Consider the following 26,085-nt stretch of genomic DNA (forward strand, 5'->3'; position numbering starts at 1 on the left):
CATATTTGGATTAATGTGAAATGTGAACCTGGTTTGTTGGATTATTGGCGTCAGATTTACCATTCGGTAGTTCCGGCTTTTCATCTTAATAAGGACCATTGGAATTCGATAATTCTTGACGGTACTGTTCCAAAGGAAGACATTTACGAAATGATAAAACAAAGCTATATGTTAACTAAAAAAAATAATAGTAAAGTTAATTTCAAAAAGTGAAGGCATTGATTCAGCAGGTAGGATCTATGCCTTTTTCTGTGGAACTTACCATGATTGTGAAATAATCCAATTACAAGTAACGGGTGCTTTAGCTAAAGATCAGAGCTGTCTTTAAGGCAGCTTTTTCTTATGGAACTATCGGGGCAGTTTAGTTGAATAAAAAATTTCTATAACAGTCCTAATTTATCTATTTTTCCTAATTTACTTTGGCAAGTCATTCACTTCATATGCAACCCGTACTCCAGATTCAATCGCCCCTTGCATCCAACCGTGGGTAAGTGAAGTATGTTCACCGGCAAAGTGCACTCTTCCTTCAGGTATAGGCATATAAGGATACAACTCGGTTTCCTGACTCGGTTCAAAAGCAGTGAAAGCTCCAGAGGAATATTCATTATCGACCCAACTAAAGGAAGTTCCTGACACAAACTCAGAATAGACTTGGTCTCCGTAAATTTCAGCTAAGTTCTTTAAAGCATATTGAATGCGTTTTTCGTTGGATAGACCGTTCCATGTTAAAGCCTCATCCGCCCATGTATAGCTTGCCAAAACCACAGCAGGTCCTTTTGTACCAATCCCCTGACTTGGGTAATAAGTGAATCGAATCGGAAGGTCAGTTATGGATTTACCACCATATTGATGGTGTCTTTCCCAAAACCTGCTTTTAAACTCGATTCCGATTTTTGTTGCGCTCATATAGTTCAGTTCACGAATAGCTCTCCGTTTATAATAGGAAAAAGAATGGTATGGTTCAACTTTCACAAATCGTAACACTGTAAAGGGGAGAGTTATGATGGCAAGGTCACCAGTTATGGTGGAATCCTCTAAGGTGTGCTGATGGGTGGAATGGATGGTTACTCTGTTGTTATGTTGGACAATTTTCGTCATCTTTTGATTGAACATAATAACTTCTTTTAATTGCGGGAGAAATGCCTTTGGCAGCAGATCCATACCACCGGTTATCTCATAGAAACGATTTGCTCTGAAGGAAGCCTCTTCTCGCAAAACTTCAATAAATGACATCCCCATATATGCTTCTAAGTCAAGGAGTACACCGATCATATCAACCGCGCCATCTGAAAAAGTCGTTCCATATTGATAATGGTAAGAGTTTAAGAAAGTACCTAGTGAGTAGTTTTTAAATTCTTTTTCTACGAGATGCCAATTTCTCGTTGGGTCTTGTTTAATAAAATCAAGAATTGGCTGTGTAGCTAATTTCACCAGATCCTCTGCGCTTTTACCTCTTTCATTTGGGGCAACGGGAAAGTTTAGAATACCAGGAGAACGTTCAAAAATGTTAAGACGTGTTTTGATTCCATTGAGATAAAGAATATCCATTGGAGTTCGGTTAATAAACAGGTTTAGGGTTAGCCCGAATTTTTTAATATACTCTAAGGTCAAAAAATGAACATCAGGAATACGCATTGGGCCTAGGTTAAAATAAAGCCCATTACTAAAGGGGGAGCGTATGGTATAGGCACGTCCGCCTACCCTGTTGTTTGCTTCAAGGATTGTGACGTTGTGCCCGGCCTCCTGCAATAGAGAAGCCGTAACCAGTCCTGCTAGTCCTGCGCCAACAATAGTAATATGTTTGGGAACTTGCGACTTTTTAAGACCATTTCTAATAATGCTAATCATTTGTTGAGTCGTTAATTGATAATTTATGTTATTAGGCATCTCTTCTCCTCCAGTGAATAGATTTTTACATTGTATTCACTTGTATAGATGCATATGTGTTCCTACTATATACAGATAAATAAAGTAAAGATAAATTCTACTTTTTAGCTGGGGCACAAATAATTATTAAATAAAAAAGGGGGCCCCTCCATTCAGTGATAGGAAAAACCTTATAACACTTACACAGGTATACTTTCTACGAAGAAGTGCCTGGAGGATTTAGCGTTAAGTTCTGTGTTAAAAACAAGTTACTTGGAGATAGATTTTAAACTAACAGGCGCTTTACTTTAATAAGGAAGGTTGCTGAGGTAACCTTTTTCTTACGGAACTAACTGGTGCGTTAGTTCATTACCAAAAATGATCAATCTTTTTTATAAAAGAATAATCCAATTAAATATTATAAGGGCATGTTTGATTAATCTTTTTTCAAGACATACTCCTTCTATTTATTTATCAAGGTTTCTTGTATTAATTTGACCAAACTTTGTTTCAAAGCTACATCTACTTTCTCTTAAGGAGCTGAGACCTATGATTCTAGGTTCTTCCCATGTTGTTAAAGGAATATCCGAAACTAGCGATTATGTAACTCCATTCACAGCCTTTGGCCCATGGATTGCCATTCTAATTATGGCTTTTATTGTAGGGTGTCTGTATTTAGGATTTAGAAGAAGATCTAAAAAATAAGTTGTGTTTGAAAAAGGGGAGGGTATAGATAGTGCCTTCCCCTTCTTTGTCTAATTGGATCAATAATAAAGATAGTGTTGACTTGCAATAACTAGAAATAAGACCAGGCGAGGGTTACGCCTCCATCCTTATCAATCTTTTTTTATAAAAGAATAATCCAATTTAATATAATAAGGGCAGGTTTTGGTTAATCTTTTTTCAAAACATGCCCTTTACTGATGTTGAAAGAATTATTAGTAATTGAGGGATAATAACTTCCCTGATATATTTAGCTCCCTTTTTCTGGACTGTATAGGTCTAATACTTAATATTTCTTATGCAACTATCGGGGCAGGTTAGTTGAAGATAAGCTGGAACTATTTTGTAATGTAAACGTCTAAATTTATGGAGGTGTATGATGAAAAAAATAATAAATTTTACTTCTCTTTTTGTCTTTATGGTGTTATTGGTCGGATGTATTGGGGAAGAAAAAGGACAATTATCAAGAGTAGATGTTCAAAAAATTGATACAGAAGGAAAATACGAAGATGTCGTAATGATAACAGATAGAGAATCAATAGAGCTGCTAATGCAGGCATTTGAACAAATCAAATGGGATGATAAAGTGGTTAAAATGGCTAGAAAACCAGACGTAGAAGCTACTTTGTTTTACACTTTTGATGAAAATAAACCTGAAAGACTTTATGAATATGAAATTTGGTTTAATGAAAGTTCAGGTACAGCAACAATTATTAGCAATAATGAAAACGAAAGTTATGGAGAGTTAGATAAAGATAATGCACAAGCCCTAAAAAATAATTTTCTTAATTAACAGTAATAGGTGCTTTAGCAGAAGATCAGAGCTGCCTTTAAGTTAGCAGTTTTTTCTTTATGGCACGGCAGATTAGTTCAGGTAGCATAGTTTATTCGAACTGTGTAACATAATCATTTTAAAATTACTTTGGAATATTTTTTGATTTACTACGAATCCTAATTTTAGGAGGCGACAAAAATGAAAAAACAAGAAAAATCAAAAAATATTGGCCAAAAAGCCGATTCAATGAATGCCTTGGATCAAGGGTTAAACTTGTTTCCACAAATAGTTAATAACGCTACTGGTATGGACAAGGGGAACGACGGTAAAATAAATAAAGATGATTAAATTGAACGCCTTTTTTGTGGCGTTTTTCTATCTTTTCTAATGATTTTCTCCATCCTACTTCCTCCTTCACTTGTCAACTCAATTAATAAGTCTTATAGAACTATCGGGTGCGTTAGCTGAAGATCAGAGCTGTCTTTAAGGCAGCTTTTTCTTATGGAACTAAAGGGGTAGTTTAGTTGAAGAGGAGAATTAGTTATTTAGCCTTTATTTTACATTCTAAAAAACACCTGAATTTTTGTTATTACCTAGTTTCCAAAAACTATCTACATATTTGGTATAGAGTCAACAGATACTAACAAAAAATGTTAAAGGAATGAGAAAAATGATGGATTTTTTAGAAGACATATCTACCTTACCTTATGTATTAAAGGCATTGTTAATTTTTTGTACTGCAATTATTCTTCTGCGTATCGCAGGAAAGAGATCACTTGCAGAAACAACAGTTTCGGAAGCTGTGTTAAGGATTTCGATTGGTGCTGTACTAATCCAACCTTTAGCATTGAAAGAGGAATGGCAAGCAGTATATGCTGGAGCTTTGCTCATTATAGGAATTGTATTATTAGCAAAAATACAAATATGGTTTCCAAAATCCAGAAAGTTTATTAATGGAGTACCATCAATACTAATTAAAGATGGAAAGGTAAAGTTAGAAGAGCTAAAAAAAGCCAGATTAACGACAGATGAGATACAAAGTGCACTTCGCCAAAAAAATATAGGAAATGTCGAAGATGTTGAATTGGCGATATTAGAGCCCAATGGTAAAATAGCGACTAGCCTAAAGCCAAACAAAGCACCCGCAACCAAAGAAGATATTCAAAAAATTTTAGATATCTTAGCTGAGAATGGTATTCGTTCCTCATCACAAAATCAGTCTGAAGCGAAAACGCCACCATTATTTAAAGAAGCTTATGACGAGGGAGACATAGTGGACTATAAATCTTAGAGACATTAAATAAGCTGTTTTTTAGTACAAAGATAATACACAATACATAAGCAATTTTCTTCAACTAACGGGTGCTTTAGTTCATTAACAGGGGTTGTTGCGGCAGCCTTTTTCTTATTGCACTAAAGGGGCAGGTTAGTTTAAGAACAAAAGATTTATAACCATAAGGAAGACTTATGGTTATAAATAACAACTTTAAAATTTCCTTATCATTCCATTTGGCGTAAAATTGGAAATAGCAAAAGTAATATCCATTTGAAGTCAGAGGAGAAGGATATAAATGCCCTTTATTTTTAAAGCAATTGACCATATTCAGCTCGCTGCTCCTAAAGATAGTGAGGACACTGCAAGAAAATTTTTTAAGAATATTTTTGGTTTTGACGAGGTTGAAAAACCTGAAGAATTAAAGAAACGTGGCGGGGTTTGGTTTGAATTTGGAAATTATCAAATACATATAGGAATCGAAGAACCATTTTATCCAGCCAAAAAGGCACATCCTGCTTTTGAAATAGAAAATATAGAGGAATTAAAAAAACATCTGGTAACAAACGGTATTGATGTTATTGAAGACGATAAACTTCCAGGAGCTAAAAGGTTCTATATTTCCGATCCTTTTGGTAACCGTATGGAATTGTTAGAGTGGATTAAAGAGTAAACACCTTCTTATTGCAAACTAACGGGTGCTTTACTTCAATGCCAGGAGCTGATCAACAGCTCCTTTTCTTAATGAATTAACGGGGCAGGTTAATCCAATAAAGTTGTTGGAAAATTGTGTTAAAATTAAATGTAAAGGGAGGGGTACTATGAAACTATTTGGTGTGGCACTTTTATTTTCAGGGATAAATTTAATGGGATTAAGTGGTTTAGAAAAGGTACTTATTTTTTTAGCTTATAATGGTGACATACATCAAATACAAGCTATTCTTGATTTAACTCCCACATACATTTGGGGCATAACAAATTTCACCTTTGGATTTGGATTGGTATTATTCATAGTAGGTGTAGGTGTTTTTTTAAAACAAATAAAAACAAAAAACGGTGAAATAAGTACATAAATTTTACGGCACTAAAGAACTAACAGGTGCGTTAGCTGAAGATCGAAGCTGTCTTTAAGGAGCTTTTTCTTATGGAACTAAAGGGGCAGGATAGTGGAAGTTGGAAGAGGACATTCCAATAAATAAATAGAATAAATTTGATATAGAGAACTCTAATGACGGTGGTGGTCATATTGAAAAAAATTCCAAATAAAATACATATTATAGGTTCAGTTGGTAGTGGAAAAACAACCTTAGCAAGAGAGTTATCCTCTAAGTTAAATATCCCACTTTATGAATTGGATAATGTTATTTGGAAAAGGTATGAATCTGGAGATATTAGAAGAACTGAAGAAGAAAGAGAAGAACATTTTAATACTATTATTCATTCTGAAACATGGATCGTAGAGGGGGTTCATAATGAAGAATGGGTGTCTAATAGTTTTCGTAATGCGGAATTAATTATTTTCTTAGATACAAATTATTCAGTGAGAATCTATCGAATAATAAAAAGATTTATCTTACAAAAGATTGGATTAGAAAGGTCAAACTATAAACCCTCATTAAATATATTTTTTAAAATGTTTAAGTGGAATATATACTTCGAAGAAGTAGGGAAACCAAATTTCTATAATAAATTTGGGATATACGATAATAAGATATTAGTTGTGACAAATAAGAAAGAAATTAAAAATTACTTCAACTAACATGTGCTTTAGCTGAAGATTTGAGCTGTCTTAAGGCAGCTTTTTCTTTATTCAACTATCGGGGCAGTTTAGTTGAAGAAAAACTTTTGGATAATTATAGTAAATATATGCAAGAATAAGTATCCAAAATAGGGAGGATTTCTTATGATATATGATAATCTAAATAAAACAATTACCACTAAAAGGCTAGTACTAAGACTGTTTCAAAAACCTGATGCAGTAGCTGTTACTAAACTTTGTAATAATTATAATATTTATAAAAATACATTGTACCTACCTTATCCATACTCTATAGATGATGCTTTATCATGGATTGAGCATCATCTTGATAATTTTAATGCTAATAAATCATATGAATTTGCTATAACAGATAACGAAAGTGGAGAATTATATGGAGCTATAGCGCTATCTAACAACCAAAAGTTTAATAATGGTGAATTAGCCTATTGGATTGGTGAAAAATTTTGGGGAAATGGATATGCTACAGAGGCAGCTCAAGCTATATTAAATTTTGCATTTGAAGAAAAGCAATACCATAAAGTATTTGCTCGTTACTTTAATTCAAATCCAGCTTCAGGAAGAGTGATGCAAAAATTAGGATTGAAAAAAGAAGGGATATTAATTGACCATGTGAGGAAAGAAAATCGATTTGAAGACCTAGTGTATTATGGAATTATTAACTTAGTAGGATTATAGATTATACTGCTTATTTGTAATTGGTTTCGTTTTTGGGTGGAGATATGCTGAATTATTCGCCAAATAGTGGACCGACAGTGAATTAGTGGGTTCAACCAGAAATATCTGGCTGAACTTATTTTACTAAAAGGTGCGTTAGCGAGATCATAGCTGTCTTTAAGGCAGCTTTTTCTGGCAGGTTTGTAAAAGAATGCAGGTACTAAGATTTTTCTGAAACTGAAAAAATTAAAATCTTGAGGGAGAGTAAAATGAAAGATATTCATGATGAAAGCACATGGCCTGTTTGGGCTAATGAGACAATAGACATTGTCGAACCAAATCCTAAGTGGGTAGAAAAAGGTAATCAGGAAAAAGTACTTCTTCTTAATCTTCTTTCAACTTTCGGCATAACGGAAATTCAACATTATGGAAGTACATCTATTCCAAATTTACCAGCTAAACCAATCATTGATTTAATGGCTAAAATTGATTCATTTCAAAAAATAAAAGAAATATCTTCATTGTTAGCTAATCGCGACTGGAATTATGTACCACCTAACATAGACAATCGACCTTGGCAAAGATTTTTTGTGAAAGTAATTAACGACAAACGAGTAGTACATTTACATATTTTACTTGAGGGAGAAGAACGGTGGGATAATCAGCTACTTTTTCGTGATTTATTACAGACTAATCAGCAGTTTATTGATGAATACGCTATTCTTAAAAGAAATTTAGCAAAAAAATATAGCAATGATCGTGAAGCGTACACTAAAGCAAAAACAGAATTTATCAATTATGTTCTTAAATCTTAGTTGTGAACTAATATAAGTTTGTAAAGAAATGTACTTAAACTAACGGGTGCGTTAGCTGAAGATCAGAGCTGTCTTTAAGGCAGCTTTTTCTTATTGAACTATCGGGGCAGGTTAGTTGAAGATTATGGTAACATTTGTACTAACTGAAAGGGGGAAATTAGGTATGAACGATAAAGAGAAAATCTATTATGAACGAGGAACGGAGGAACTAAAATTAAAAAATATTCGTGCTCATAAACTTGTTCAAGAATTTAACAATAGTGCTATAGAAGATTTCTCAAAAAGAGAAGAAATAATAAAGAATTTGTTTGGTACTGTAGGTGTTGATCCTAGTATTGAACACAATTTCCATTGTGATTTGGGCTACAATATCCACGTTGGCGATAATTTCTATGATGGCTATAACTGCACTATTTTAGATATGGCAGAAGTTAGGGTTGGTGACAACTGTATGATAGGCCCCAATGTAGGGATATATACGGCTGGTCATTCAATCGAACCCAAGGATAGGAACAAGAGTGGATATGGAATACCAATTATAATTGGAAACGATGTATGGATTGGTGGAAGTTGCATAATCCTGGCTGGAGTCACGATTGGAGATAATTCAATCGTTGCTGCTGGTTCTGTTGTTACAAAAAATGTTCCTGCAAATACGATAGTGGCTGGAAACCCAGCAAAGATACTAAAAAGTATTTAATTTTCCAGTTGTCCTTTGTTGAACTAACGGGTGCGTTAGTTCTTTAAAGAGCTGTGACGATCACTCTTTTTCTTGTGGAGCTAATGGGGTAATTTAATATAATAAGAATTATAGAAAGTATAAAGGACCGGAAATTCACTATATTAAAGGGTGGGAAATGACATGCCAAGAAAGTACCGATTATATCAAATTGATTCATTTACGAAAGAAAAATTATCGGGTAATCCTGCTGGTGTAATTACAAATGCAGATGGTTTATCTTCGGGTGAGATGCAGAGGATTGCAAGAGAGCTAAACAATTCGGAAACGGCATTTATCTTTAAATCAGCCAATAGTGAATCTGATGTACATATTCGTTTTTTTACGCCTACACATGAGGTTCCCATTTGTGGACATGCGACGATTGCGGCCCACTATGCTCGTGCAGTTGAAAATAGTTTAAATACAGGTAAAGTTTATCATAAAACCGGTGCCGGCATTTTACCAGTCGATGTGATTAATGAAGATAATGATTACAAAATTATAATGACGCAGGGTAGTATTAGTTTTGAAACGGTGATTGATGGTGTAGCTTTGGAAAACATATTAACGGCTCTCAATATTAGTGAAAAAGATTTATTAGAAGATTGTCCAGTACAAATCGTTTCTACCGGGCATTCCAAGGTGATGATTGGAATTAGGAGTTCGGAACTTCTTCACCAATTAAACCCTAATATGGATCTACTTACAAAAGTCAGTGGATTAATTAATTGCAATGGTTTCTATGTTTTTACGATGAATGCTCCCGACTCGGAAATTTTAATTCATGGAAGAATGTTTGCTCCTGCAATTGGTATTAACGAAGACCCTGTTACGGGTAATGCGAACGGTCCTTTAGGCGCATACTTAATACACCATGGACTTGTCAAACATGATAATTCTTTATTCAGTTTTAAAGCAGTGCAGGGCGAAGCTATAAAACGGTCGGGTATCATTGATGTCCAAGTGAAAATTTGTAATCAGGAACCAGAGGAAGTAAGGATTGCGGGAAATGCTGTAATCGTATTTAAGTCCGAGTTATTACTTGAATAGCCATTCAACGTGCGTTAGCTTAAGATCGAAGCTGTCTCAAGGCAGCCTTTTTCTTATGGCACTAACGGGGCAGGATAGTTGAAGAAGGATTATAATGATATATTACTAAAATGGAGGAGATTATTGAACCAAACTAGAAAAGAGTAGACAACCAAGCATTTGTTAAAAAAGGTTTGATGAGGAAATTAAGTTATATTATTGAAAAATTCTTCTTAGTTAGCTATAAAACAAAAAAGCTAACAAGGATGTTAGCTAAACTCTGCTACTTGTTAGATTGAAAAAAGAACAGTTTAATTTCTTCTTCACTCGCACTTGTTCCAATTTATCCGTTGTCTTTCTTACTATCTTTAGAATTTTTTTTGAATATCTTATGTTCTTTTAGGTCTTGTATTTCTTTTCTTAATTCTGAAATTTCAAATTCGATATTCACAAGTTTTATTGATAAAGAAGCCAGTATTATATTTTCTTGTTTAATGTCTGAAACTACATTATCGATTTTCTCTAATTTTTGATATAACGAAACCAGCTCTGTATTTTCTTGTTTTTCAGGAACTTTCGTTACAGGTGACGTAGAGCTTTGTTTGTTTTTACTAATCCCCGTAACAGTATTCATAAGCGTATCATTTTTTAGAAGAGTTGTGGCCAGCTGCATAATAGTAATTGTTTAGTTATGGATGAAAAATATCCCTTCAATGAAGATAATAACACACAAAACTTTGGGCTGAATGGAAAGTTAAAATCATGAGGTTGAAGAAGAATCTCAAATAGCATAGCCTGCAAAAAAGAACGCAAACTAAAATTACTGGTTGCCGATAACGAAAAAGGATAAAAATTACACAGTATCATTAAATAGTATGTTTAATTAATGTTGGCATCCAAGTCATTTAACTGAATCAAACTACAGGGGGTGAAAAAATGTCTAAAAATAAAAATAAGCAATTGAAGAATAATGATGCTTTACCTAAAACAGATGTAGAATTTGCGAATAATGGACTGGAAAAAATAGCATTAAAAGCCCAGGAACGCAAAAAAAAGTAAGCATATGTGACTTTGAACTGTCCCCCAAAGAAAATGATGTTTTTTTGGGGGATACTAAAATAACCGTCCCAAAATTAACATTTTGTTTCCCTATATCTTCTTGTATACCTCTGTGAATTCAAAGTTAGAACTTATTATTAAAGAATATAATCGTTATCAGTAGTAGTAACTCGTCAAAAAAAAGCCTTTGCTCCATGGGAGTAAAGGCAAGAATTAATCATTTCATTTTTCGTAAATTCGCTTATTGGTTAAGAACATCAGCGGAAATTTCACTAATCCATAAGACTGACACAATATCCTCTCTCCATCCTGATTGTAAGAGTCACTAGGACTACCATTCCCCTCATGAACTTAACTTAACTTATTTAATTTACCCCATTCTACTACTTGTCCATAAAGCTTAGCATGAACTATATTGTTCCCAGGGATAATTTGCAGTTAAAAATGCAGCCAATTCCTTACTTTTTTGTTTCCTTTCCTTACGAATTCTTGCTCGATCAGGTGCGGTTTCATGTAATTTTCGCTCTTCTTCTGTTTCTGGAATGACTTGTGGAACACGTGTTGGCCGGTTATGTTGATCTAGTGCTACGAAAGTTAATAGTGCAGTTGCTGCGATTTTACGATTACCGCTTTTTAAGTCTTCTGCAATAATTTTTACAAAGACTTCCATTGAAGAGGTACCTGTCCATGTTACATAAGATTCAAAAGAGACTGAATCTGTTGTTCGAACTGGATGTAAAAAATCAACTGAATCTGTTGAGGCAGTTACACATTCCCTACGGCTATGACGCGCTGCAGAAGTTGAGGATACCTGATCCAAGTGACTCATCAAACGACCACCGAACAAAGTATTATGATTATTTACATCATTTGGGAAAATACGACTTGTTCTTACAACTCTTGATTCTTTACAGTATTTAGTTTCCATTTAAATATCTCCCTTTAATTAATAAACATCTTCATATCTATTTCTAAAATAGTGAAACTGTCTCGTTCATATCGATTCGATTTTGAACAAGGTTCTAGTACGTCTATCTTTCTTTTGATAATCCTGACTAATTTAAAGAAGGAATGTAAAAAGTTATAATTAGCTAAAAATTCTGAATTTTTATGATTTAACTAAATCAAAATCATTAAAATAAATTACTTCTGTTAGGATTTTACAACCCTGCATCCTCCTGAAAGCATCTTTAGCTTCTTTTTCAGAGTCAAACTCATATATTTTAATGTTGTTCTTTGAATGAACAGTGATTACCCACATAAAAGGCCTCCAATAAAAAGTTTTTTAAATGTGTTTTTCCATTAGATGATTTTATAACCATCGAAAACGAGAAGATTCAGCGGTCTTTCTTCTTCCAAACAATAAGCTGCTATACGCATGATGAATTATTCTATAAATGGTTCTTTATTTTAGAGTTAAGGACATATTTTGTGTACCTCCTAAGTTTTTATATCTATATTAATCTACAATGCAAGTATCGGGCCAACTTGTAACTCGCAGAATTAAAAGAGTATTAGCGACTTTAGACTGCCAAATTTTTTTGCATGAATAATTTTTTGTGTGGAGATAGCAAGATATTTTTGCATCCATCTGCCACTTTCACAAAAAAGATTAAGCTGTGTATATACCACCAAATTTAATAAAGTTACTTAAATAAATTATGAAGTTTAGCCCCGATTCTCAACTAACGGGTGTGTTAGCTGAGAATCGGAGCTGTCTTTAAGGCAGCTCTTTTCTTATAGAACTAACGGGGCAGGATAGTTGAAGAGTACTGTTTGATCTTTATTCAACAATTTGCGCCATATTCTGGAGTAAGAAAGGAAATCAGATGCTTCATCTGGAATTTGTAAGTTATGCCTGAAAAGAGCATTATTTTAGTAAAAGGGGGAGAGGGGTGGATAAGTTATTACAAGAAATCATAAATTGGGTCAGAATGACTGATGAACAAATTGTTATTGGCATTTCAGGACATGGTGCTGCTGGAAAAAGCGACGTTTGCCAATAGGCTCGCAATCCTACTAAATCAAAATGAAGTGAATTATATTAATGCAGATCCATATATTGTTAGTTCGAACATACGAAAACATGCAGTTATCGACTATACATATCAAAACGAAAATCATCGTTATAAAATGACAGCTTGCCATCCATCAGCTCATCATTTGCATTCTTTAGAAGGAGATGTTCAGATGGTTAGAGATGGTTTAGATTTATATACAATAGATAAGCATTATATGAAAAGTGAGTTAATTTCTTCGAAAAACAAAGTAACGATTGTAGAAGGAATGAGTGTCGCATTTATTAATCCAGATTTATTTGATTTAAAAATTTACTTCTATACAGATGGTGAAACGGAATTAATGAGAAGTTCGAGCCGTGATGTTGTTGAGAGAGGAACCAATATCAATTATTTAAGGCAGTCTCATGAAGAACGTCGGATTCAGTACGAAGTATTTATGCATCCATACAGTCAGCGTTTTGATATTATTATCAAAACTTTTGATGAAGCAATATGTCTAGAAAAAAATACATTTGAATTTAAATACAGTAAACGGGTGCATTAACTGAAGATCGGAGTTGTCTTTAAGGCAGCTTTTTTTATGGAACTATTGGGGCAGGATAGCTCAACAAGGGTTTGTTTATTTTGAGAGATAATATTTTGTTTTTGGAGGGAATTATGAGGGAAATTACTTTGTCTAATGGAAAAACAGTTGAAGTCGAATGTTTAAGTTGTGCTTTAACAAGTGGGGAAATAGAGCCGGATGGTGGTGTAATAGTCGAAACTGAATATTTTCATGCTCACCAAGACGTTGCATATCCCATTAAAGGTTTAGTAATTTTAGCATCTAAACGCCATATTAAGTGCTTGGACGAGTTAAATGACTTAGAAAAGGTTGATTACATAAACTTATTATCCAAGATTAGAAAGGCTCAAAGGGAAGTATTAGGGATTGAACATGTTTATTACTTTTATAATGAAGATACTACCCACCATTTTCATACTTGGATGGTTCCTCGATATGAATGGATGTACGATTTTGGACGTTCTGTGGAATCTGTTAGACCAGTTTTGCTCCATGCAAGAAACAAATTGAATAATGATGAAAATGTAAAAAGTGTAATTGATGGAATAAAGGCTTTAAAAAAAGAACTATACACTTAATCCTTCCTTGTCCCACTAACAGTTGCTTTGGCAGCTCTTTTTCTTATGCAACAATCGGTGCAGGGCAGGTTAAAGAAGGGATTTGGACTACGAATAAAAGACATTCTGTTTTCAAGAATGTCTTTTATTAATTTAGTATTGTATTTTAAGCTTTTCTTTTTCAACAATATCCTTAGCAATATCTTCGATGGTTACATTTTCCAGTTCCTTTTCCATAGCAAATTGAGCCGCTGACAACACAGGAGTGATCGAATCTTGAATGTTCCTGCCCACAAGGCAATCAGGGTGCGGATTTTCATGCATACTAAACAATTCTTTTTCCTGCACAACATCGACCGCCTTATAAACGTTAAGTAATGTTATATAAGAAGGTTCCTTGGCTAGTTTTGCCCCTGCAATACCAGGTTGTACTTCAATTAACCCTGCCTTTTTTAACATACCCATAATTTTTCTTATCAAGGTTGGGTTTGTGTTTACGCTCCCCGCTAAGAACTCCGATGAGCTTATTCCCTCTTTATTTAATTCAATAAGAGCTAATATATGAACACCAACGGTAAATCGGCTGCTGATGGACATATCATTCACCTACCTTTTACTTCATCGCAAAGTTTATTACACGGATAATCATGTATTTAATTTGATTACAACGTATTATACCTTAAAATTTGAAGAAAATATAAAAGGTTTATAAATTGGTTGACAAGACAAATACATGTATCTATTATAAATACATGTATTAGATATAGATACAGGTTAATGGATGTTTAATTTGAATATAAAAAATTATTGGAGGAATCCCAAATGAAAATATTAGTAACAGGAGCAACAGGAAAGTTGGGAACGAAAGTTGTAGAAACCTTATTGAAAACTGTACCAGCTAATCAACTGGCTGTAAGTGTGCGAAATCCAGAGAAAGCTGAAGAATTAAGAACTCGCGGAGTAGACGTACGTCAAGGAGATTTTGATCGTCCAGAAACATTGGATACAGCTTTTGCAGGAATTGATCGCTTGTTAATTATTTCTGCGGATGGAGACAACGAAACAAGGATACGTCAGCATTCAAATGCGGTAGTTGCGGCAGAGCGTGCTGGAGTTAAATTTATTGCTTATACTAGCTTGGCCAATGCAAAGGAAAGTAAAAATTTTCTTGCTCCAACGCATCAGGCAACAGAAGAATCCATTCTGAAAACAGGCATTCCATACTCCTTCTTACGCAACAACTGGTATTTGGAGAATGAAATTTCAAGTATTCAAGGTGTTCAAGCAGGAGCTCCTTGGGTGACATCAGCAGGAAATGGCAAGGTAGGATGGGCACTACAACAAGATTATGCAGAAGCTGCGGCATCGGTACTATCTGGTAACGGACATGAAAATACAATCTATGAGCTTTCAGGCAAGTTATTGACTCAGGAAGAACTTGCATCTGCAGTTGGTAATGTATTGGGTAAAGAAGTACCTGTTCAACAGGTTGATGATGCTACTTATGCTGATATTATGAAAAATGTTGGCTTACCTGATTTCCTTATTCCTATGCTCGTTGATATCCAAAAAGGCGTTCGAGAAGGCACCCTTGAAGTAGAAAGCAATGATTTCGAAAAACTTCTTGGACGGTCAGCTACACCAATTAGTGAGGGCTTAACTCAAATCATTAAAGGTATCTCTTGAACAGCATTATTGAACTTAGTTTAAATTAGAAAGGTCGGTCGGTTTTAAATATAAGAATCATGCAACGCCAATAAGAGATTACTTGTATTCAATATGTAAAATGTTCATGGGGAAGGTTGCTAAGGCAGCCTTTTTCTTATAGAGCTAAAGGGGCAGAATAGTTGAAGACGGATAGGGAAAGACAACATCCACCCAGCGATTAATTTGGTTGATGGAGCTAACAAGACGCTTAACGATCACATCTCGGTTAGCCATAAGGACACGAAGTTTTTCAAATGATCTGAAGTGGAACGAATGAAGGCATAGTAGCCATTCTTTACCATATCAGCGATGACAAGGGCATCTTTTTTATCACTTTTGGATTGCGTATTATCACGATTTTCTTTGTTTCTTTTGACATTAAGGATTGACCGTAACGACATCCATGTTTTGTTTGACTAGCCACTTTGAGAGGTTCATCCAATAATGACCGGTAGGTTCCATTCCGACTATCGTGGTGTCTAGGTTTTTCATGTGTTTTAGTTCCTTGATCCAGTTTAGTATCTAGTAAAACTATGCTAGAGTCCCTGGAGATTGGATTGTTCCTATGCCGGTCAACTTATCCTTAAAAGATGCATGGTTTTTGGAACAGCAGGGTTTACGGCTGACCTTTCTATCATAGCTTTAGAGGAGAAAGGTATGGATATAATTAAAAATCCTAGGATTCTAGTCACTGGTTCAACTGGTGGAGTAGGTTGTATTGCTTTACAAATTTTATCTAAAATTGGTTACAAAAATATTGCTGCTTTAGTTCGAAAAGAACACCAAATAGAGGTAGCTATATCTATAGGAGCTACCGATGTCATTTTTGTAAATGAATTAGGAGTGCAAAATAAACCATTAAATAAGCAAAAGTTTGACTTTGTCCTAGATACTGTTGGTGGGGAAATTGCTTCTGTATTAATTACTCAAATTTCTTATGGTGGATGTATGAGTATGTGTGGGAAAGCAGGTGGTATAAAACTAACATCAACAGTATTGCCGTTTATACTTAGAGGGCTTCTGTAAATGTACCAATAAAAGATCGTGGTTATATTTGGGAGAAAATAGTGAATGAATGGAATATTTCTCAAACTACTCTAATAAGTGAAATTTCACTTGAAGAATTACCTCAAACGATTGAAGCGATTAAAAATGGTCACCATTTGGGAAGAACAATTATTAAATATTAAAAACATTTAACCTTTTTCAAGAAGTAAACAACGCTTATCTTAGTTAGCTGAAGATCAGAGCTGTCTTTAAGGCAGCTTTTTCTTATGGAACCATCGGGGCAGCTAGTTGAAGAGTACATAAGGAGTTATTCAACAATTGGCCAGATTGCGAAGGAAGAATTGCGCTGACTTACAAAAGGTAAAATAGTAAGGATAAATAGTGGTGAACCGAAAAGAAGGCGCTTTTAAGTGAAACTATTATTTGGAATTTAATGCATAAGCCCCTTTAGTTTAAGTAGAAACCTTCAAAGTCTCAATGGACGGGATCATGGTCCCAAGCACCGTAAGTCCTACCCTGATGTAAACCATTCGATGGCTATTGCCAAAGAAGAGATCTTCGGCCCTGTTGTAGCGGCAATGCCGTTTGATGATTTAAATGATTTGATTGTAAAAGTAAATGATTCCGATTTCGGTTTAGCTTCTGGAATTTGGACACAGGATATTAAGAAAGCTCACTACCTCGCACAACGGATTTAAGTGGGTACAGAATGGGTCAACTGCTATAATGCATTTATGCAGCAAGTCCATTTGGCGGCTACACGCAATCTGGTATTGATCGTGAAATGGGAAGTAACGTATTAGTTAACTATACAGAAGTGAAGAGTGTCTGGGTGAACATGGACTAAGTCCTCCAACTCTTCCATTTTATATAAAATCATTTTAGTAAGAGGTGAGACGTGTACGGAACGTGTGACAACGTTTATACATGTCTTTTTTTGTAGCAGACTAACAAACCACTTTAACCTCTTATATTTAACCAAATGGCATAAGGGAGACACCTTCTTTTTTAAAGTGGTCCATATACACATGTCTAGTTAGGTACTAATAAAATTCCTTGATTTAAAAAGTAGAAAAAGTGCTAGGACATGTAAGTTATGTCTAGGGACATTTAAAATTCAGAAAATTATAATAAGTTTATCAAATTAAAAAAGAGGAGGTTATAGTCAAAAGAAAATATTCAACCTATTACGTTAGCAGAACGTAGGCTCCTTGCCAGCTAGTTGAGCAACAAACTTCCAATGGAAGGAAACTAGGATACGCCCCATCGCTTCATGGAGGTGGCTTTTAAAAAATGGAAAGAAGGTGTATCCCATAAAAGCATGAAAAGGGGTATTAATCGCCGAGTTTATTGGCTGCTTTATTCTGATTTTCTTTGGTGCTGGCTGTGTCGCTGCTCTTGTCTTAAATGATGCCCAATACACGATTTAGGGTTTAGCCATCATTTGGGGAATAGCGGTGAGTTTGGCTCTATATTTAACCTCAGCGATTATAGGGGGAGGACTGTATCACTCTCTCATTGGAAAGTATCTACCTTCTAAAGACACTGCGTCTCTGAAAATAGTAAGCACTCAGGAAGAAATTACTGCTTCTACGGAAACACACATCTTAAAAAATTATCTAACCAAATACTGATAGAAAGAGGGATATTTCTTATGCTGCGTTCAAAACGATTTGAGATTTTAGAAGAAAGACCCGTGAATAAAGATGGATTTGTCAAAGAATGGCCAGAAATGGGATTTGTTGCAATGACAGGTCCTAATGATCCAAAGCCTTCTATCAAAGTAGAAAATGGCACGATTGTAGAATTGGATGAAAAAAGACGAGAAGACTTCGATATGCTCGACCAGTTTATTGCCGATTATACGATTGATGCAAGCGTAACGGAAAAAATCATGGCTCTTGACAGCTTGGAAATTGCCCGAAAACTTGTGGATATTAATGTCCCTCGTTCAGAAATCGTAGAGCTGTCAAAAGGACTCACGCCAGCAAAAGTGTTGGAAGTACTTAATCATATGAATGTCGTGGAAATGATGATGGCTTTACAAAAGATGAGGGCAAGAAAAACGCCGTCCAACCAATGTCATGTCACGAACGTGCGTGATAATCCTGTCCTCATGGCGGCGGACGCTGCAGAAGCGGGAGTTTACGGATTTGATGAACAGGAAACAACTGTTGGAGTTGTTCGTTATGCCCCCTTCAATGCGTTAGCATTACTCGTTGGTTCCCAAACCGCGAGAGGAGGAATCTTAACACAGGATTCATTAGAAGAAGCGACAGAACTTCGTTTAGCCATGCTTGGATTAACGTCTTACGCTGAAACCATTTCAATTTATGGTACAGAGTCTGTGTTCATGGACGGAGATGATACCCCATGGTCCAAATCATTTTTAGCCTCTGCATATGCTTCACGCGGTGCTAAAATGCGCTTTACATCAGGTACAGGTTCAGAAGTGCAAATGGCCGGAGCTGAAGGGAAATCCATGCTCTATTTAGAAATTCGCTGCGTGATGATGGCCAAGGGAGCAGGCGTGCAAGGGCTACAAAATGGTTCCATTAGTTGTATTGGTATACCAGCCTCTGTACCGAGCGGAATCCGCGCCGTGTTAGCAGAAAATTTGGCGACTACCTTGTTTGATATGGAAGTAGCATCAGGAAACGACCAAACGTTTTCCCATTCGGAAATCAGACGTAGCGCTAAAATGCTGTGCCAAATGCTACCTGGTACAGATTTTATCTTTGCTGGATTTAGTGCTGTACCGAACAACGAGGATATGTTTGCAGGATCAAATATGGATTCCAGCGATCTGGATGATTACTTGATTCTTCAGCGCGACATGATGGTGGACGGCGGTTTAAAACCAGTAAGCGAAGAAGAGGTAATCAAAGTCCGTTATCAAGCGGCGAAAGCGTTGCAAGCTATTTTTGATGAGCTAGGATTCCCGGTCATTACAGATGAAGAAGTGGAAGCTGCCACTTATGCCAACAGTAGCGAAGATATGCCGACAAGAAACGTGGTAGAGGACTTAAAGTCGGCCGAGCAGATTTTACAGGATGGGATTTCAGGATTTGACATCGCGCTTATTTTAGCGAAACGCGGATATCGACAAACAGCTGAACGGATTTTCGATTTGTTAAAACAAAGGGTTGCTGGTGACTATTTGCATACATCAGCCATTATCAATAAGGATAATGTGGTGATAAGTGCGGTCAATGATGAAAATGACTATAAAGGACCTGGAACGGGCTATCGCCTTAGTCCGGAAAGATGGGAAGAAATCAAAAACATTCGTCAAGCTATCAGTCCGAAAGACTTTGATTAAAGGAGGGAGCAAACATGACGGTACCAACATTTTCTATTGAAATGAAATTAACTGAAATTGGGACGCCAGCAAAAGGAACGAACGCAAGAGAAGTGATAGTAGCCTTAGGCCCAGCTTTTGGAAAAGAGATGAATAAAACAATCGTGAAAGTTGATCACGCTTTGGTTCTGCGTGAAATCCTATCTGGAATTGAAGAGCAGGGAGCCGTTCCCCGGGTGATTCGTAGCTTGCGAACGGCTGACTTAGCTTTTATGGCGCATGGAGCAGCCCAAATAAGTGGTTCAGGTATCAGCATTGGCTTGCAGTCGAGGGGAACGATTGTAATCCACCAGCGCGATTTGGATCCGCTAAGTAATCTTGAATTATTCCCTCAATCTCCAGTCATTACGTTAGACATGTACCGGGAGATTGGACGGAATGCTGCCATGTATGCGTTAGGGGAAAGCCCTAATCCAGTACTGGTAGTAAATGACGAAATGACACGTCCTAAATATCAGGCGGCAGCTGCATTGCTTTATTTAAAAGAGTGTCAGTCACTGGTTCCAGAACAGAAGCCAGTTGAATTGAAAGCCGAATTTTTCATAAAAGAATAGGGGGATGAACATGGAAAATACAATGAAAGAAAAAACAGAATTTCTAACAAAAGAAGACTATCCACTAGGTTCAAAAAGGCCGGATTTATTGTTTACACCTAGAGAACAGGCTTACAACGATTTAACATTGGATGCTGCTTTAAAAGGAGAGATAACAGGAGCTGATTTACGTATAAGCCCCAAAACGCTTGAAATGCATGCAAACATTAGTGAAAGTTTAGGAAGAACACAACTCGCGAAAAATTTTCGCCGAGCAGCTGAAATGATCAAAATATCTGATGCCCGTATACTAGAAATCTATAATGCTTTGCGCCCGAACCGTTCTACGAAAGAAGAGCTTTTAGCGATTGCCGATGAATTAGAAGAAGAATACGAAGCGACAGAAAACGCAGAATTAATCCGTGAAGCGGCAAATGTGTACGAAAGACGCGGAAGATTAAAGAAGAATGAGGACTAAAGGTGTGGTCAAAAAAATTTTAGCCGGTGTAGATATCGGCAATTCATCCACTGAAGTAGCAATCGCGTGTGTGGAGGAGGACCATGCATATTTTCTTTCCCAACATTTAGTCAAAACTACGGGTATTAAAGGAACGACTGATAATGTGAAGGGCATCCGTCTTGCTTTGCAGGAAGCGGTCAAAAAAGCAGATATTGAGTTGAAGGATATTGATCTTATCAGATTGAATGATGCTGTGCCAGTCATTGGCGATTTGGCCATGGATCTTATTAGCGAAACGATTATCACGGAATCGTCCATGATTGGCCATAATCCGGATACCCCAGGCGGAGCCGGTTTAGGTGTTGGGACAACGGTTTTAATCGATCAATTGTTGAACGTCGAAGAAAAAGAGCAGGATTATATCGCCGTGATTCCTAATTTATTTGATTATGAATGGGTGGCTCACCGCCTAAATCAGGCAAAAAGCGTAGGAATTTCTGTTACCGGGGCAATTGTACAAAAGGATGATGGGGTGTTAATACACAATCGACTGTACAAAAAAATTCCTATCGTCGATGAGGTTGCGTTGATTGATAAAGTTCCTCTTTTAAAGTTGGCCGCGATTGAAGTTGCTTTACCAGGTCATGTCATTCGAACATTAAGTAATCCATACGGGCTCTCTACTGTCTTTCAGTTGGATCCGGACCAGACGTTACAAATTGCTTTAGTCGCTAAAGCATTAGTTGGCAACCGTTCTGCCGTAGTAATCCGGACACCGCAGGGGGAAGTCGTTGAACGGAAAATAGAAGCGGGACGATTCATGTTAATTGGGACAAACAACCGGCAGCTAGAAGTATCCATTAACGATGGGGCAGAATCCATTATGAAAAAGTATGAAAAACTGGAAACGCTGATAGACGTCAAGGGAGAAACAGGAACTAATGTCGGAGGGATGTTTAACGGGCTCCGTCATGATTTAGCTCAACTCACCGGACAATCACCCCTTGAAATTACCATCTCAGATCTTCTAGCGGTTGATGCGGTAATCCCGACCTCCATTAGCGGTTCCATGGCGGGTGAGCTTTCCATGGAAAGTGGCGTCGCATTAGCCTCCATGGTCAAAACAGATAAAGTGCCGGTCCAAAAAGTGGCTTCTTTATTGGAAAAAGAAATGGGCATCGAGGTTGAAGTGGGAGGAGTTGAAGCGGAAATGGCCATCCGCGGGGCCTTAACGACTCCCGGCACGAGAAAACCAATTGTCATTCTCGATATGGGCGGTGGCTCAACCGATGCTGCCATGATGAATGAATCCGGCAACATCATCTCAAGCCACTTGGCTGGTGCAGGAGACATGGTAACGATGCTGATTAATTCTGAACTCGCATTGAGAGACAAGGAACTAGCTGAAAAAATAAAAAAATTCCCTTTAGGAAAAGTGCTGAGCTTGTTCCATATGCAACTAGAAGATGGAACAATGTTATTTTCTGAAGATCCTTTTCCTCCGTATACCTTCGGAAAAGTAGTCATTCGGGAAGAAAAAGATCTCACGCCATTATCAACCAAGGTATCCATGGAAAAGGTCAGGGAAATACGCCGCAGCGCCAAGCGAAGAGTATTTTTAACGAATGCTCTGCGTGCGCTTAAGCGAGTAATCCCAACAGGCAATTTAAAACACTTGTCCTTTGTTGTCATGGTGGGGGGATCGGCACTTGACTTTGAAATTCCACAAATGTTGACAGAAGAACTAGGTAAGTATGGTATCGTTGCCGGTTTTGCCAATATTCGCGGTACAGAAGGCCCAAGAAATGCGGTGGCAACCGGTTTGGTCTTATCCTCTATCAGGCATGAGGTATTCAAATGAATAAACGAGACGTATACATTACAATTTTATATAACAGCGCACTTTCCCCTAGACAAATTCAAGAAGTGTGTGCGGGCTTGGAAGAAGAAGGGGTTCCATTCTTACTTCAAGAGGGGAACAAAGCAAGTAGTTTTATAGAACTAGGGTGGGAAGCAGCATCTATATCCCCTTTGCAAGTTGGTATAGGCATTGAACAAAATGGCGATTTATGTTTACATCACGAAAAATTGAAACCAGAAGAACCCTATTTACAGGACAGCCTTCAAAACGGGCGCAGATTAGGAAAGAACGCGGCTCGTCTAATCAAAGGCTTACCCTTAATCTTTTTAATAGGAAAGGATGAAAAATATGGAGCAGATTAATTTAGAATTAGCAAAAAAACTAATTGAGGGTGCTGAAAAGGTAGCAAACGAAATCGAAGTCCCTATGGTCATTAGCATTGTGGATGAAGGAGGGAACTTCATAGCCTGCCATCGAATGGATGATGCTTTATTGGTCAGTGTGGATATTGCCCAAAACAAAGCCTGGACTTCAGTAGCAATGAAAATGCCCACAGCAGACTTAGCTCAGGCAGCAGGAATGGGAAAAGAACTTTACGGTATTAATACAACCAATAATGGACGGGTTGTCGTGTTCGGCGGAGGCATTCCTTTACGCAAAAAAGGCCGAATTATTGGGGCAATTGGCGTAAGCGGCGGCTCGGTCGAGGAGGATATACGAGTAGCCCAAGCGGCTGTTAATGTGCTGAATGATATAGAATTAACTTCTAGTCTCATCAGATAGGGTCCGTATGGTATTCATTGGAGGTCTACCTGCCATCCAGTTAATATAGCCATGTTAATATCCATGGAGCCAACGATTCAATCTGTTTGATGAAAGTTAAATTGGTTAGTATGTTTGAAATGAAAGACAAAATAAAGAGATTGCAAAAAATGAAGATTTACACAAAATCCGGTGATAAAGTTGAAATAATATCCTTGTATATCGAAATAGAATGTAACAAGGCATCTATTTCTGTAGAAGCTTAAGGAACGGGTGGTGAAGCTAATTCCATGATTGGATTAGCTCTTTCGTTGTATTGGCCCGTTATGTGCATTACCATCCCTTTATCGAAGGAGACAATATACTTTTTAGCTAGAGAGGAATAAGCTATAATGATAGGTATAAATGTTACAAAAAGTGTAAATTCCACAATATAAAGTAAATTGATAAGGAGGTACATGGTGAATGCATTTACATTACGGAGCATTGTGAATGTTGAGACTCTTCAGGAAATCCAGGAGCGATTTTCCGATGTGACTGGTTTGGGAGTCATCATTGCAGATGATCAAGGAGTGCCTGTCACCAGTCCAACTAATTTCACAAATTTTTGCAAACATATGCGTTCCTCACAGGAAGGAATGCGATGCTGTGTATGGTCTGATAAAAAGGTGGGACAGATTGCGGCTAAACAAGCAAAGCCAAGCATCCATTATTGCCATTCTGGTCTAGTTGATATAGCTGCTCCTATTGTTCTTAACGATAAACACCTTGGATCTGTTCTGTGTGGCCAGGTGTTACTAGAAGATCAAGATGAAAAGCAGTTGGACAAGATTCGAGAGAAAACAAAACACTTGCCAATTGATCAAGAACTCCTCCAACTTTATTTTGAAAAGATTGAATTTACAAGTCAAAAAAAGATCGAAGCATCAACAGAAATGCTGCAGCTTGTTGCCAATTATATCGTCAAATTGGGCGCTAATAACCTTGTACAAGAAGAGCTAAATGAGAAGAATCAAAAACTAATGGAAGAGATAAAAGTTCGTTCCAGACTGGAGAAACTCCTTCAGGAAACACAATTAAAGGTATTGCAATCACAGATTAATCCGCACTTTTTATTTAACACTTTGAACACCATTTCACGACTTGCCTATTTAGAGAATGCGGAACAGACACAAAATGTGACGTACTCGCTAGCTAAAATCATGAGATACAGCCTGCGAAATATAGACCAGCTTGTTTCATTAAGGGAAGAACTGGATTACACAAGAAATTACTTGAATATTCAACAATCTCGTTTCCGTAATCAAATTCATTACGAAGAGATAATAGACTTTGATACAGAAGCCATAAAAATGCCCATTCTTTCTATCCAGCCTATAATTGAAAACGCTATCATCCATGGATTTGAGCCACAGGATAGTAGAGTGGTTATTAATATTCACGGATTTTTAGTAGATAACCACGTAGTGTTAGAAATTTCTGATACAGGAGTGGGGATGACGGAAGAAAAAGTAGCCTCTATTTTTTCGCACTCAGGAGTGGGAAAAAACAGTCATACCACAGGAATTGGGATGAATAACGTACAAAAACGAATTCAATATTATTTTGGAGAAGAGTACGGGATTACTGCCATTGAAAGTCAACCAGAAGTTGGTACAACGGTGCGGCTCGTCCTTCCAAATTCAGGAGGAGTTTTGTATTGAATGTGATGATAGTGGATGATGAACCATTAGAACGGGAAGTATTAACGATGATGATTAATAGAGAAAACCTCGCAATAAGCCACTTATTTGAAGCTAAAAATGGAGCGGATGCTGTAGACCTGGCGAAGCAAAATCGCATGGATATCGTTCTAATGGATATTAAAATGCCTATTATGGATGGCTTGGCAGCAGCAGAAATAATCAAAAACGATGTTCCAGACTGTCGCATCATTTTCCTTACAGCGTATGATGAGTGTGACTTAGCCAACCGGACGAGTAAATTGGAAGCAGATGATTATTTATTAAAACCAGCTCATCAGAATGAGATCAGACAAACATTAATTAAATATATACCGGTGGTAAAAAGCCCGGCTCCACCCTCTTTAAAAGCATCCTGCACGCATGACGATGTTGTAACCCTTATAGAATATATAGAAAACCATCTTCATTTAGATTTAAACTTAGACACATTATCTAGATTAGTTTACCTTAACGGTCAGTACCTCAGCAGACTGTTTAAACAAGAGACGGGCTGCACTATCACTCACTATATAACGTCCCGTCGGCTGGAAAAAGCGAAACAGCATCTTAGCTACAGTAGGGAAACTGTAATGGAAATAAGCGAGAAATGCGGATTTACCGATTCCAATTATTTTGCTAGGGTGTTCAAAAAATACGAAGGAATCACACCTACGCAATTTCAGCAGAAATCTCTTTTGTCAAGAAAGAAAAGAATCAATACATTCAATAATTTTGTGATGTAAAGTAGATTTTTTGCAATGGAACACAAGAAAGAGTTGAATTACCTGGAGGCACACCGGCTGGATCGTCAGCTGGTGCGTTCATGCATGG

At 36.8% G+C, this 26,085-nt stretch carries 30 protein-coding genes and 3 pseudogenes; 27 read left to right on the forward strand and 6 right to left on the reverse strand.

Translation table 11 applies throughout. The annotated features are described in order from the left end of the window. Positions 1 to 213: MmcQ/YjbR family DNA-binding protein (locus tag ACFX4H_RS24800; RefSeq protein ID WP_377436439.1), on the forward strand; the 213-nt coding region annotated here is incomplete at its 5' end. Between the two features lie 201 nt (positions 214 to 414). Here ACFX4H_RS24800 and ACFX4H_RS24805 read toward each other — a convergent pair. Continuing rightward, complete coding sequence (locus ACFX4H_RS24805) at positions 415 to 1,887, reverse strand: flavin monoamine oxidase family protein (RefSeq protein WP_249599325.1); 1,473 nt, start codon at positions 1,885 to 1,887, stop codon at positions 415 to 417. Positions 1,888 to 2,415: 528 nt separating this feature from the next. Here ACFX4H_RS24805 and ACFX4H_RS24810 point away from each other — a divergent pair. The 11 genes from ACFX4H_RS24810 to ACFX4H_RS24860 all read left to right on the forward strand — a co-directional run bounded on the left by ACFX4H_RS24810 (position 2,416) and on the right by ACFX4H_RS24860 (position 9,657). Next, entirely contained in the window at positions 2,416 to 2,571 is a 156-nt protein-coding gene (locus tag ACFX4H_RS24810; RefSeq protein ID WP_249599326.1) for a hypothetical protein, read from the forward strand. A 397-nt stretch (positions 2,572 to 2,968) separates the two neighbouring features. Further along, the gene (locus ACFX4H_RS24815) at positions 2,969 to 3,382 is read left to right on the forward strand and encodes a YhfM domain-containing protein (protein WP_377436440.1); all 414 of its coding nucleotides are present in this window, start codon (positions 2,969 to 2,971) and stop codon (positions 3,380 to 3,382) included. Between the two features lie 180 nt (positions 3,383 to 3,562). Beyond that, a complete protein-coding gene (locus ACFX4H_RS24820) occupies positions 3,563 to 3,712 on the forward strand; it encodes a hypothetical protein (RefSeq protein ID WP_249599337.1) in 150 nt (49 codons plus the stop codon). A 322-nt stretch (positions 3,713 to 4,034) separates the two neighbouring features. Then, complete coding sequence (locus ACFX4H_RS24825; RefSeq protein WP_377436441.1) at positions 4,035 to 4,655, forward strand: DUF421 domain-containing protein; 621 nt, start codon at positions 4,035 to 4,037, stop codon at positions 4,653 to 4,655. A gap of 280 nt (positions 4,656 to 4,935) precedes the next feature. Then, a complete protein-coding gene (locus ACFX4H_RS24830) occupies positions 4,936 to 5,310 on the forward strand; it encodes a VOC family protein (protein ID WP_377436442.1) in 375 nt (124 codons plus the stop codon). Between the two features lie 148 nt (positions 5,311 to 5,458). Continuing rightward, positions 5,459 to 5,710 carry a hypothetical protein gene (locus ACFX4H_RS24835; protein ID WP_137020520.1) on the forward strand — a complete coding sequence of 84 codons (252 nt, stop codon included), beginning with the start codon at positions 5,459 to 5,461 and terminating at the stop codon, positions 5,708 to 5,710. A gap of 170 nt (positions 5,711 to 5,880) precedes the next feature. After that, entirely contained in the window at positions 5,881 to 6,396 is a 516-nt protein-coding gene (locus ACFX4H_RS24840) for an AAA family ATPase (RefSeq protein ID WP_249598330.1), read from the forward strand. Positions 6,397 to 6,540: 144 nt separating this feature from the next. Next, complete coding sequence (locus ACFX4H_RS24845) at positions 6,541 to 7,092, forward strand: GNAT family N-acetyltransferase (RefSeq protein WP_241638050.1); 552 nt, start codon at positions 6,541 to 6,543, stop codon at positions 7,090 to 7,092. Positions 7,093 to 7,340: 248 nt separating this feature from the next. Next, complete coding sequence (locus ACFX4H_RS24850; RefSeq protein ID WP_241638051.1) at positions 7,341 to 7,886, forward strand: GrpB family protein; 546 nt, start codon at positions 7,341 to 7,343, stop codon at positions 7,884 to 7,886. Positions 7,887 to 8,049: 163 nt separating this feature from the next. Beyond that, positions 8,050 to 8,586, forward strand: coding sequence for a sugar O-acetyltransferase (locus ACFX4H_RS24855; protein ID WP_241638052.1), 537 nt, complete (start codon positions 8,050 to 8,052; stop codon positions 8,584 to 8,586). Positions 8,587 to 8,748: 162 nt separating this feature from the next. Beyond that, positions 8,749 to 9,657: a PhzF family isomerase gene (locus ACFX4H_RS24860; RefSeq protein ID WP_377436445.1), complete on the forward strand. Its 909-nt coding sequence runs from the start codon at positions 8,749 to 8,751 to the stop codon at positions 9,655 to 9,657. Between the two features lie 322 nt (positions 9,658 to 9,979). Here ACFX4H_RS24860 and ACFX4H_RS24865 read toward each other — a convergent pair whose 3' ends face one another. After that, positions 9,980 to 10,270, reverse strand: coding sequence for a hypothetical protein (locus ACFX4H_RS24865; RefSeq protein ID WP_241638056.1), 291 nt, complete (start codon positions 10,268 to 10,270; stop codon positions 9,980 to 9,982). 302 nt (positions 10,271 to 10,572) lie between these two features. Between ACFX4H_RS24865 and ACFX4H_RS24870 the strand changes: the two genes are divergently transcribed. Beyond that, complete coding sequence (locus tag ACFX4H_RS24870) at positions 10,573 to 10,695, forward strand: hypothetical protein (protein WP_283249181.1); 123 nt, start codon at positions 10,573 to 10,575, stop codon at positions 10,693 to 10,695. Positions 10,696 to 11,095: 400 nt separating this feature from the next. Here the strand turns inward: ACFX4H_RS24870 and ACFX4H_RS24875 are convergent, their stop codons facing one another. Together ACFX4H_RS24875 and ACFX4H_RS24880 are read right to left on the reverse strand one after the other, a co-directional pair. Continuing rightward, the gene (locus ACFX4H_RS24875) at positions 11,096 to 11,623 is read right to left on the reverse strand and encodes an acyl-CoA thioesterase (RefSeq protein WP_230302361.1); all 528 of its coding nucleotides are present in this window, start codon (positions 11,621 to 11,623) and stop codon (positions 11,096 to 11,098) included. Between the two features lie 180 nt (positions 11,624 to 11,803). Then, entirely contained in the window at positions 11,804 to 11,956 is a 153-nt protein-coding gene (locus ACFX4H_RS24880) for a hypothetical protein (RefSeq protein WP_230302362.1), read from the reverse strand. Positions 11,957 to 12,590: 634 nt separating this feature from the next. Here ACFX4H_RS24880 and ACFX4H_RS24885 point away from each other — a divergent pair. Both ACFX4H_RS24885 and ACFX4H_RS24890 read left to right on the forward strand, forming a co-directional pair. Continuing rightward, positions 12,591 to 13,260, forward strand: a pseudogene (locus ACFX4H_RS24885) (uridine kinase family protein). Positions 13,261 to 13,373: 113 nt separating this feature from the next. Beyond that, positions 13,374 to 13,859 carry an HIT family protein gene (locus ACFX4H_RS24890; RefSeq protein WP_249598321.1) on the forward strand — a complete coding sequence of 162 codons (486 nt, stop codon included), beginning with the start codon at positions 13,374 to 13,376 and terminating at the stop codon, positions 13,857 to 13,859. Between the two features lie 132 nt (positions 13,860 to 13,991). On the opposite strand, the gene ACFX4H_RS24895 is transcribed toward ACFX4H_RS24890, so the two are convergent. Continuing rightward, a complete protein-coding gene (locus ACFX4H_RS24895) occupies positions 13,992 to 14,435 on the reverse strand; it encodes an Rrf2 family transcriptional regulator (RefSeq protein ID WP_241637645.1) in 444 nt (147 codons plus the stop codon). Positions 14,436 to 14,660: 225 nt separating this feature from the next. Between ACFX4H_RS24895 and ACFX4H_RS24900 the strand changes: the two genes are divergently transcribed. Next, positions 14,661 to 15,524 carry an SDR family oxidoreductase gene (locus ACFX4H_RS24900; RefSeq protein ID WP_241637633.1) on the forward strand — a complete coding sequence of 288 codons (864 nt, stop codon included), beginning with the start codon at positions 14,661 to 14,663 and terminating at the stop codon, positions 15,522 to 15,524. Between the two features lie 174 nt (positions 15,525 to 15,698). Here the strand turns inward: ACFX4H_RS24900 and ACFX4H_RS24905 are convergent. Continuing rightward, positions 15,699 to 16,067 (reverse strand): annotated as a pseudogene (locus tag ACFX4H_RS24905) (IS110 family transposase); the annotation flags it as partial. 135 nt (positions 16,068 to 16,202) lie between these two features. Here ACFX4H_RS24905 and ACFX4H_RS24910 point away from each other — a divergent pair. The 11 genes and pseudogenes from ACFX4H_RS24910 to ACFX4H_RS24960 all read left to right on the forward strand — a co-directional run bounded on the left by ACFX4H_RS24910 (position 16,203) and on the right by ACFX4H_RS24960 (position 25,997). After that, the gene (locus ACFX4H_RS24910; RefSeq protein WP_241637632.1) at positions 16,203 to 16,571 is read left to right on the forward strand and encodes a zinc-binding dehydrogenase; all 369 of its coding nucleotides are present in this window, start codon (positions 16,203 to 16,205) and stop codon (positions 16,569 to 16,571) included. 41 nt (positions 16,572 to 16,612) lie between these two features. Next, complete coding sequence (locus ACFX4H_RS24915) at positions 16,613 to 16,735, forward strand: hypothetical protein (protein WP_283249145.1); 123 nt, start codon at positions 16,613 to 16,615, stop codon at positions 16,733 to 16,735. Between the two features lie 330 nt (positions 16,736 to 17,065). Then, positions 17,066 to 17,400, forward strand: a pseudogene (locus ACFX4H_RS24920) (aldehyde dehydrogenase family protein); the annotation flags it as partial. A gap of 810 nt (positions 17,401 to 18,210) precedes the next feature. Beyond that, positions 18,211 to 19,875: a propanediol/glycerol family dehydratase large subunit gene (locus ACFX4H_RS24925; RefSeq protein ID WP_241637644.1), complete on the forward strand. Its 1,665-nt coding sequence runs from the start codon at positions 18,211 to 18,213 to the stop codon at positions 19,873 to 19,875. A 14-nt stretch (positions 19,876 to 19,889) separates the two neighbouring features. Beyond that, complete coding sequence (locus ACFX4H_RS24930; protein WP_241637631.1) at positions 19,890 to 20,468, forward strand: propanediol/glycerol family dehydratase medium subunit; 579 nt, start codon at positions 19,890 to 19,892, stop codon at positions 20,466 to 20,468. A gap of 10 nt (positions 20,469 to 20,478) precedes the next feature. Continuing rightward, positions 20,479 to 20,925 carry a diol dehydratase small subunit gene (locus ACFX4H_RS24935; RefSeq protein ID WP_241637630.1) on the forward strand — a complete coding sequence of 149 codons (447 nt, stop codon included), beginning with the start codon at positions 20,479 to 20,481 and terminating at the stop codon, positions 20,923 to 20,925. A gap of 4 nt (positions 20,926 to 20,929) precedes the next feature. Beyond that, entirely contained in the window at positions 20,930 to 22,768 is a 1,839-nt protein-coding gene (locus ACFX4H_RS24940) for a diol dehydratase reactivase subunit alpha (protein WP_377436447.1), read from the forward strand. Further along, complete coding sequence (locus tag ACFX4H_RS24945) at positions 22,765 to 23,130, forward strand: glycerol dehydratase reactivase beta/small subunit family protein (RefSeq protein WP_095394189.1); 366 nt, start codon at positions 22,765 to 22,767, stop codon at positions 23,128 to 23,130. The genes ACFX4H_RS24940 and ACFX4H_RS24945 overlap by 4 nt, the downstream gene beginning before the upstream one ends. Further along, on the forward strand, positions 23,117 to 23,551 hold the full coding sequence (locus tag ACFX4H_RS24950; protein WP_241637628.1) for a GlcG/HbpS family heme-binding protein: 435 nt from the start codon (positions 23,117 to 23,119) through the stop codon (positions 23,549 to 23,551). The genes ACFX4H_RS24945 and ACFX4H_RS24950 overlap by 14 nt, the downstream gene beginning before the upstream one ends. Positions 23,552 to 23,991: 440 nt before the next feature. Continuing rightward, a complete protein-coding gene (locus ACFX4H_RS24955) occupies positions 23,992 to 25,233 on the forward strand; it encodes a sensor histidine kinase (protein WP_340875879.1) in 1,242 nt (413 codons plus the stop codon). A gap of 5 nt (positions 25,234 to 25,238) precedes the next feature. Further along, entirely contained in the window at positions 25,239 to 25,997 is a 759-nt protein-coding gene (locus tag ACFX4H_RS24960) for a response regulator transcription factor (RefSeq protein WP_318262233.1), read from the forward strand. Positions 25,998 to 26,085: the final 88 nt, after the last annotated feature.

The sequence above is a fragment of the Peribacillus sp. YIM B13477 genome (assembly GCF_042787955.1).
Lineage (GTDB): Bacteria > Bacillota > Bacilli > Bacillales > DSM-1321 > Peribacillus > Peribacillus frigoritolerans.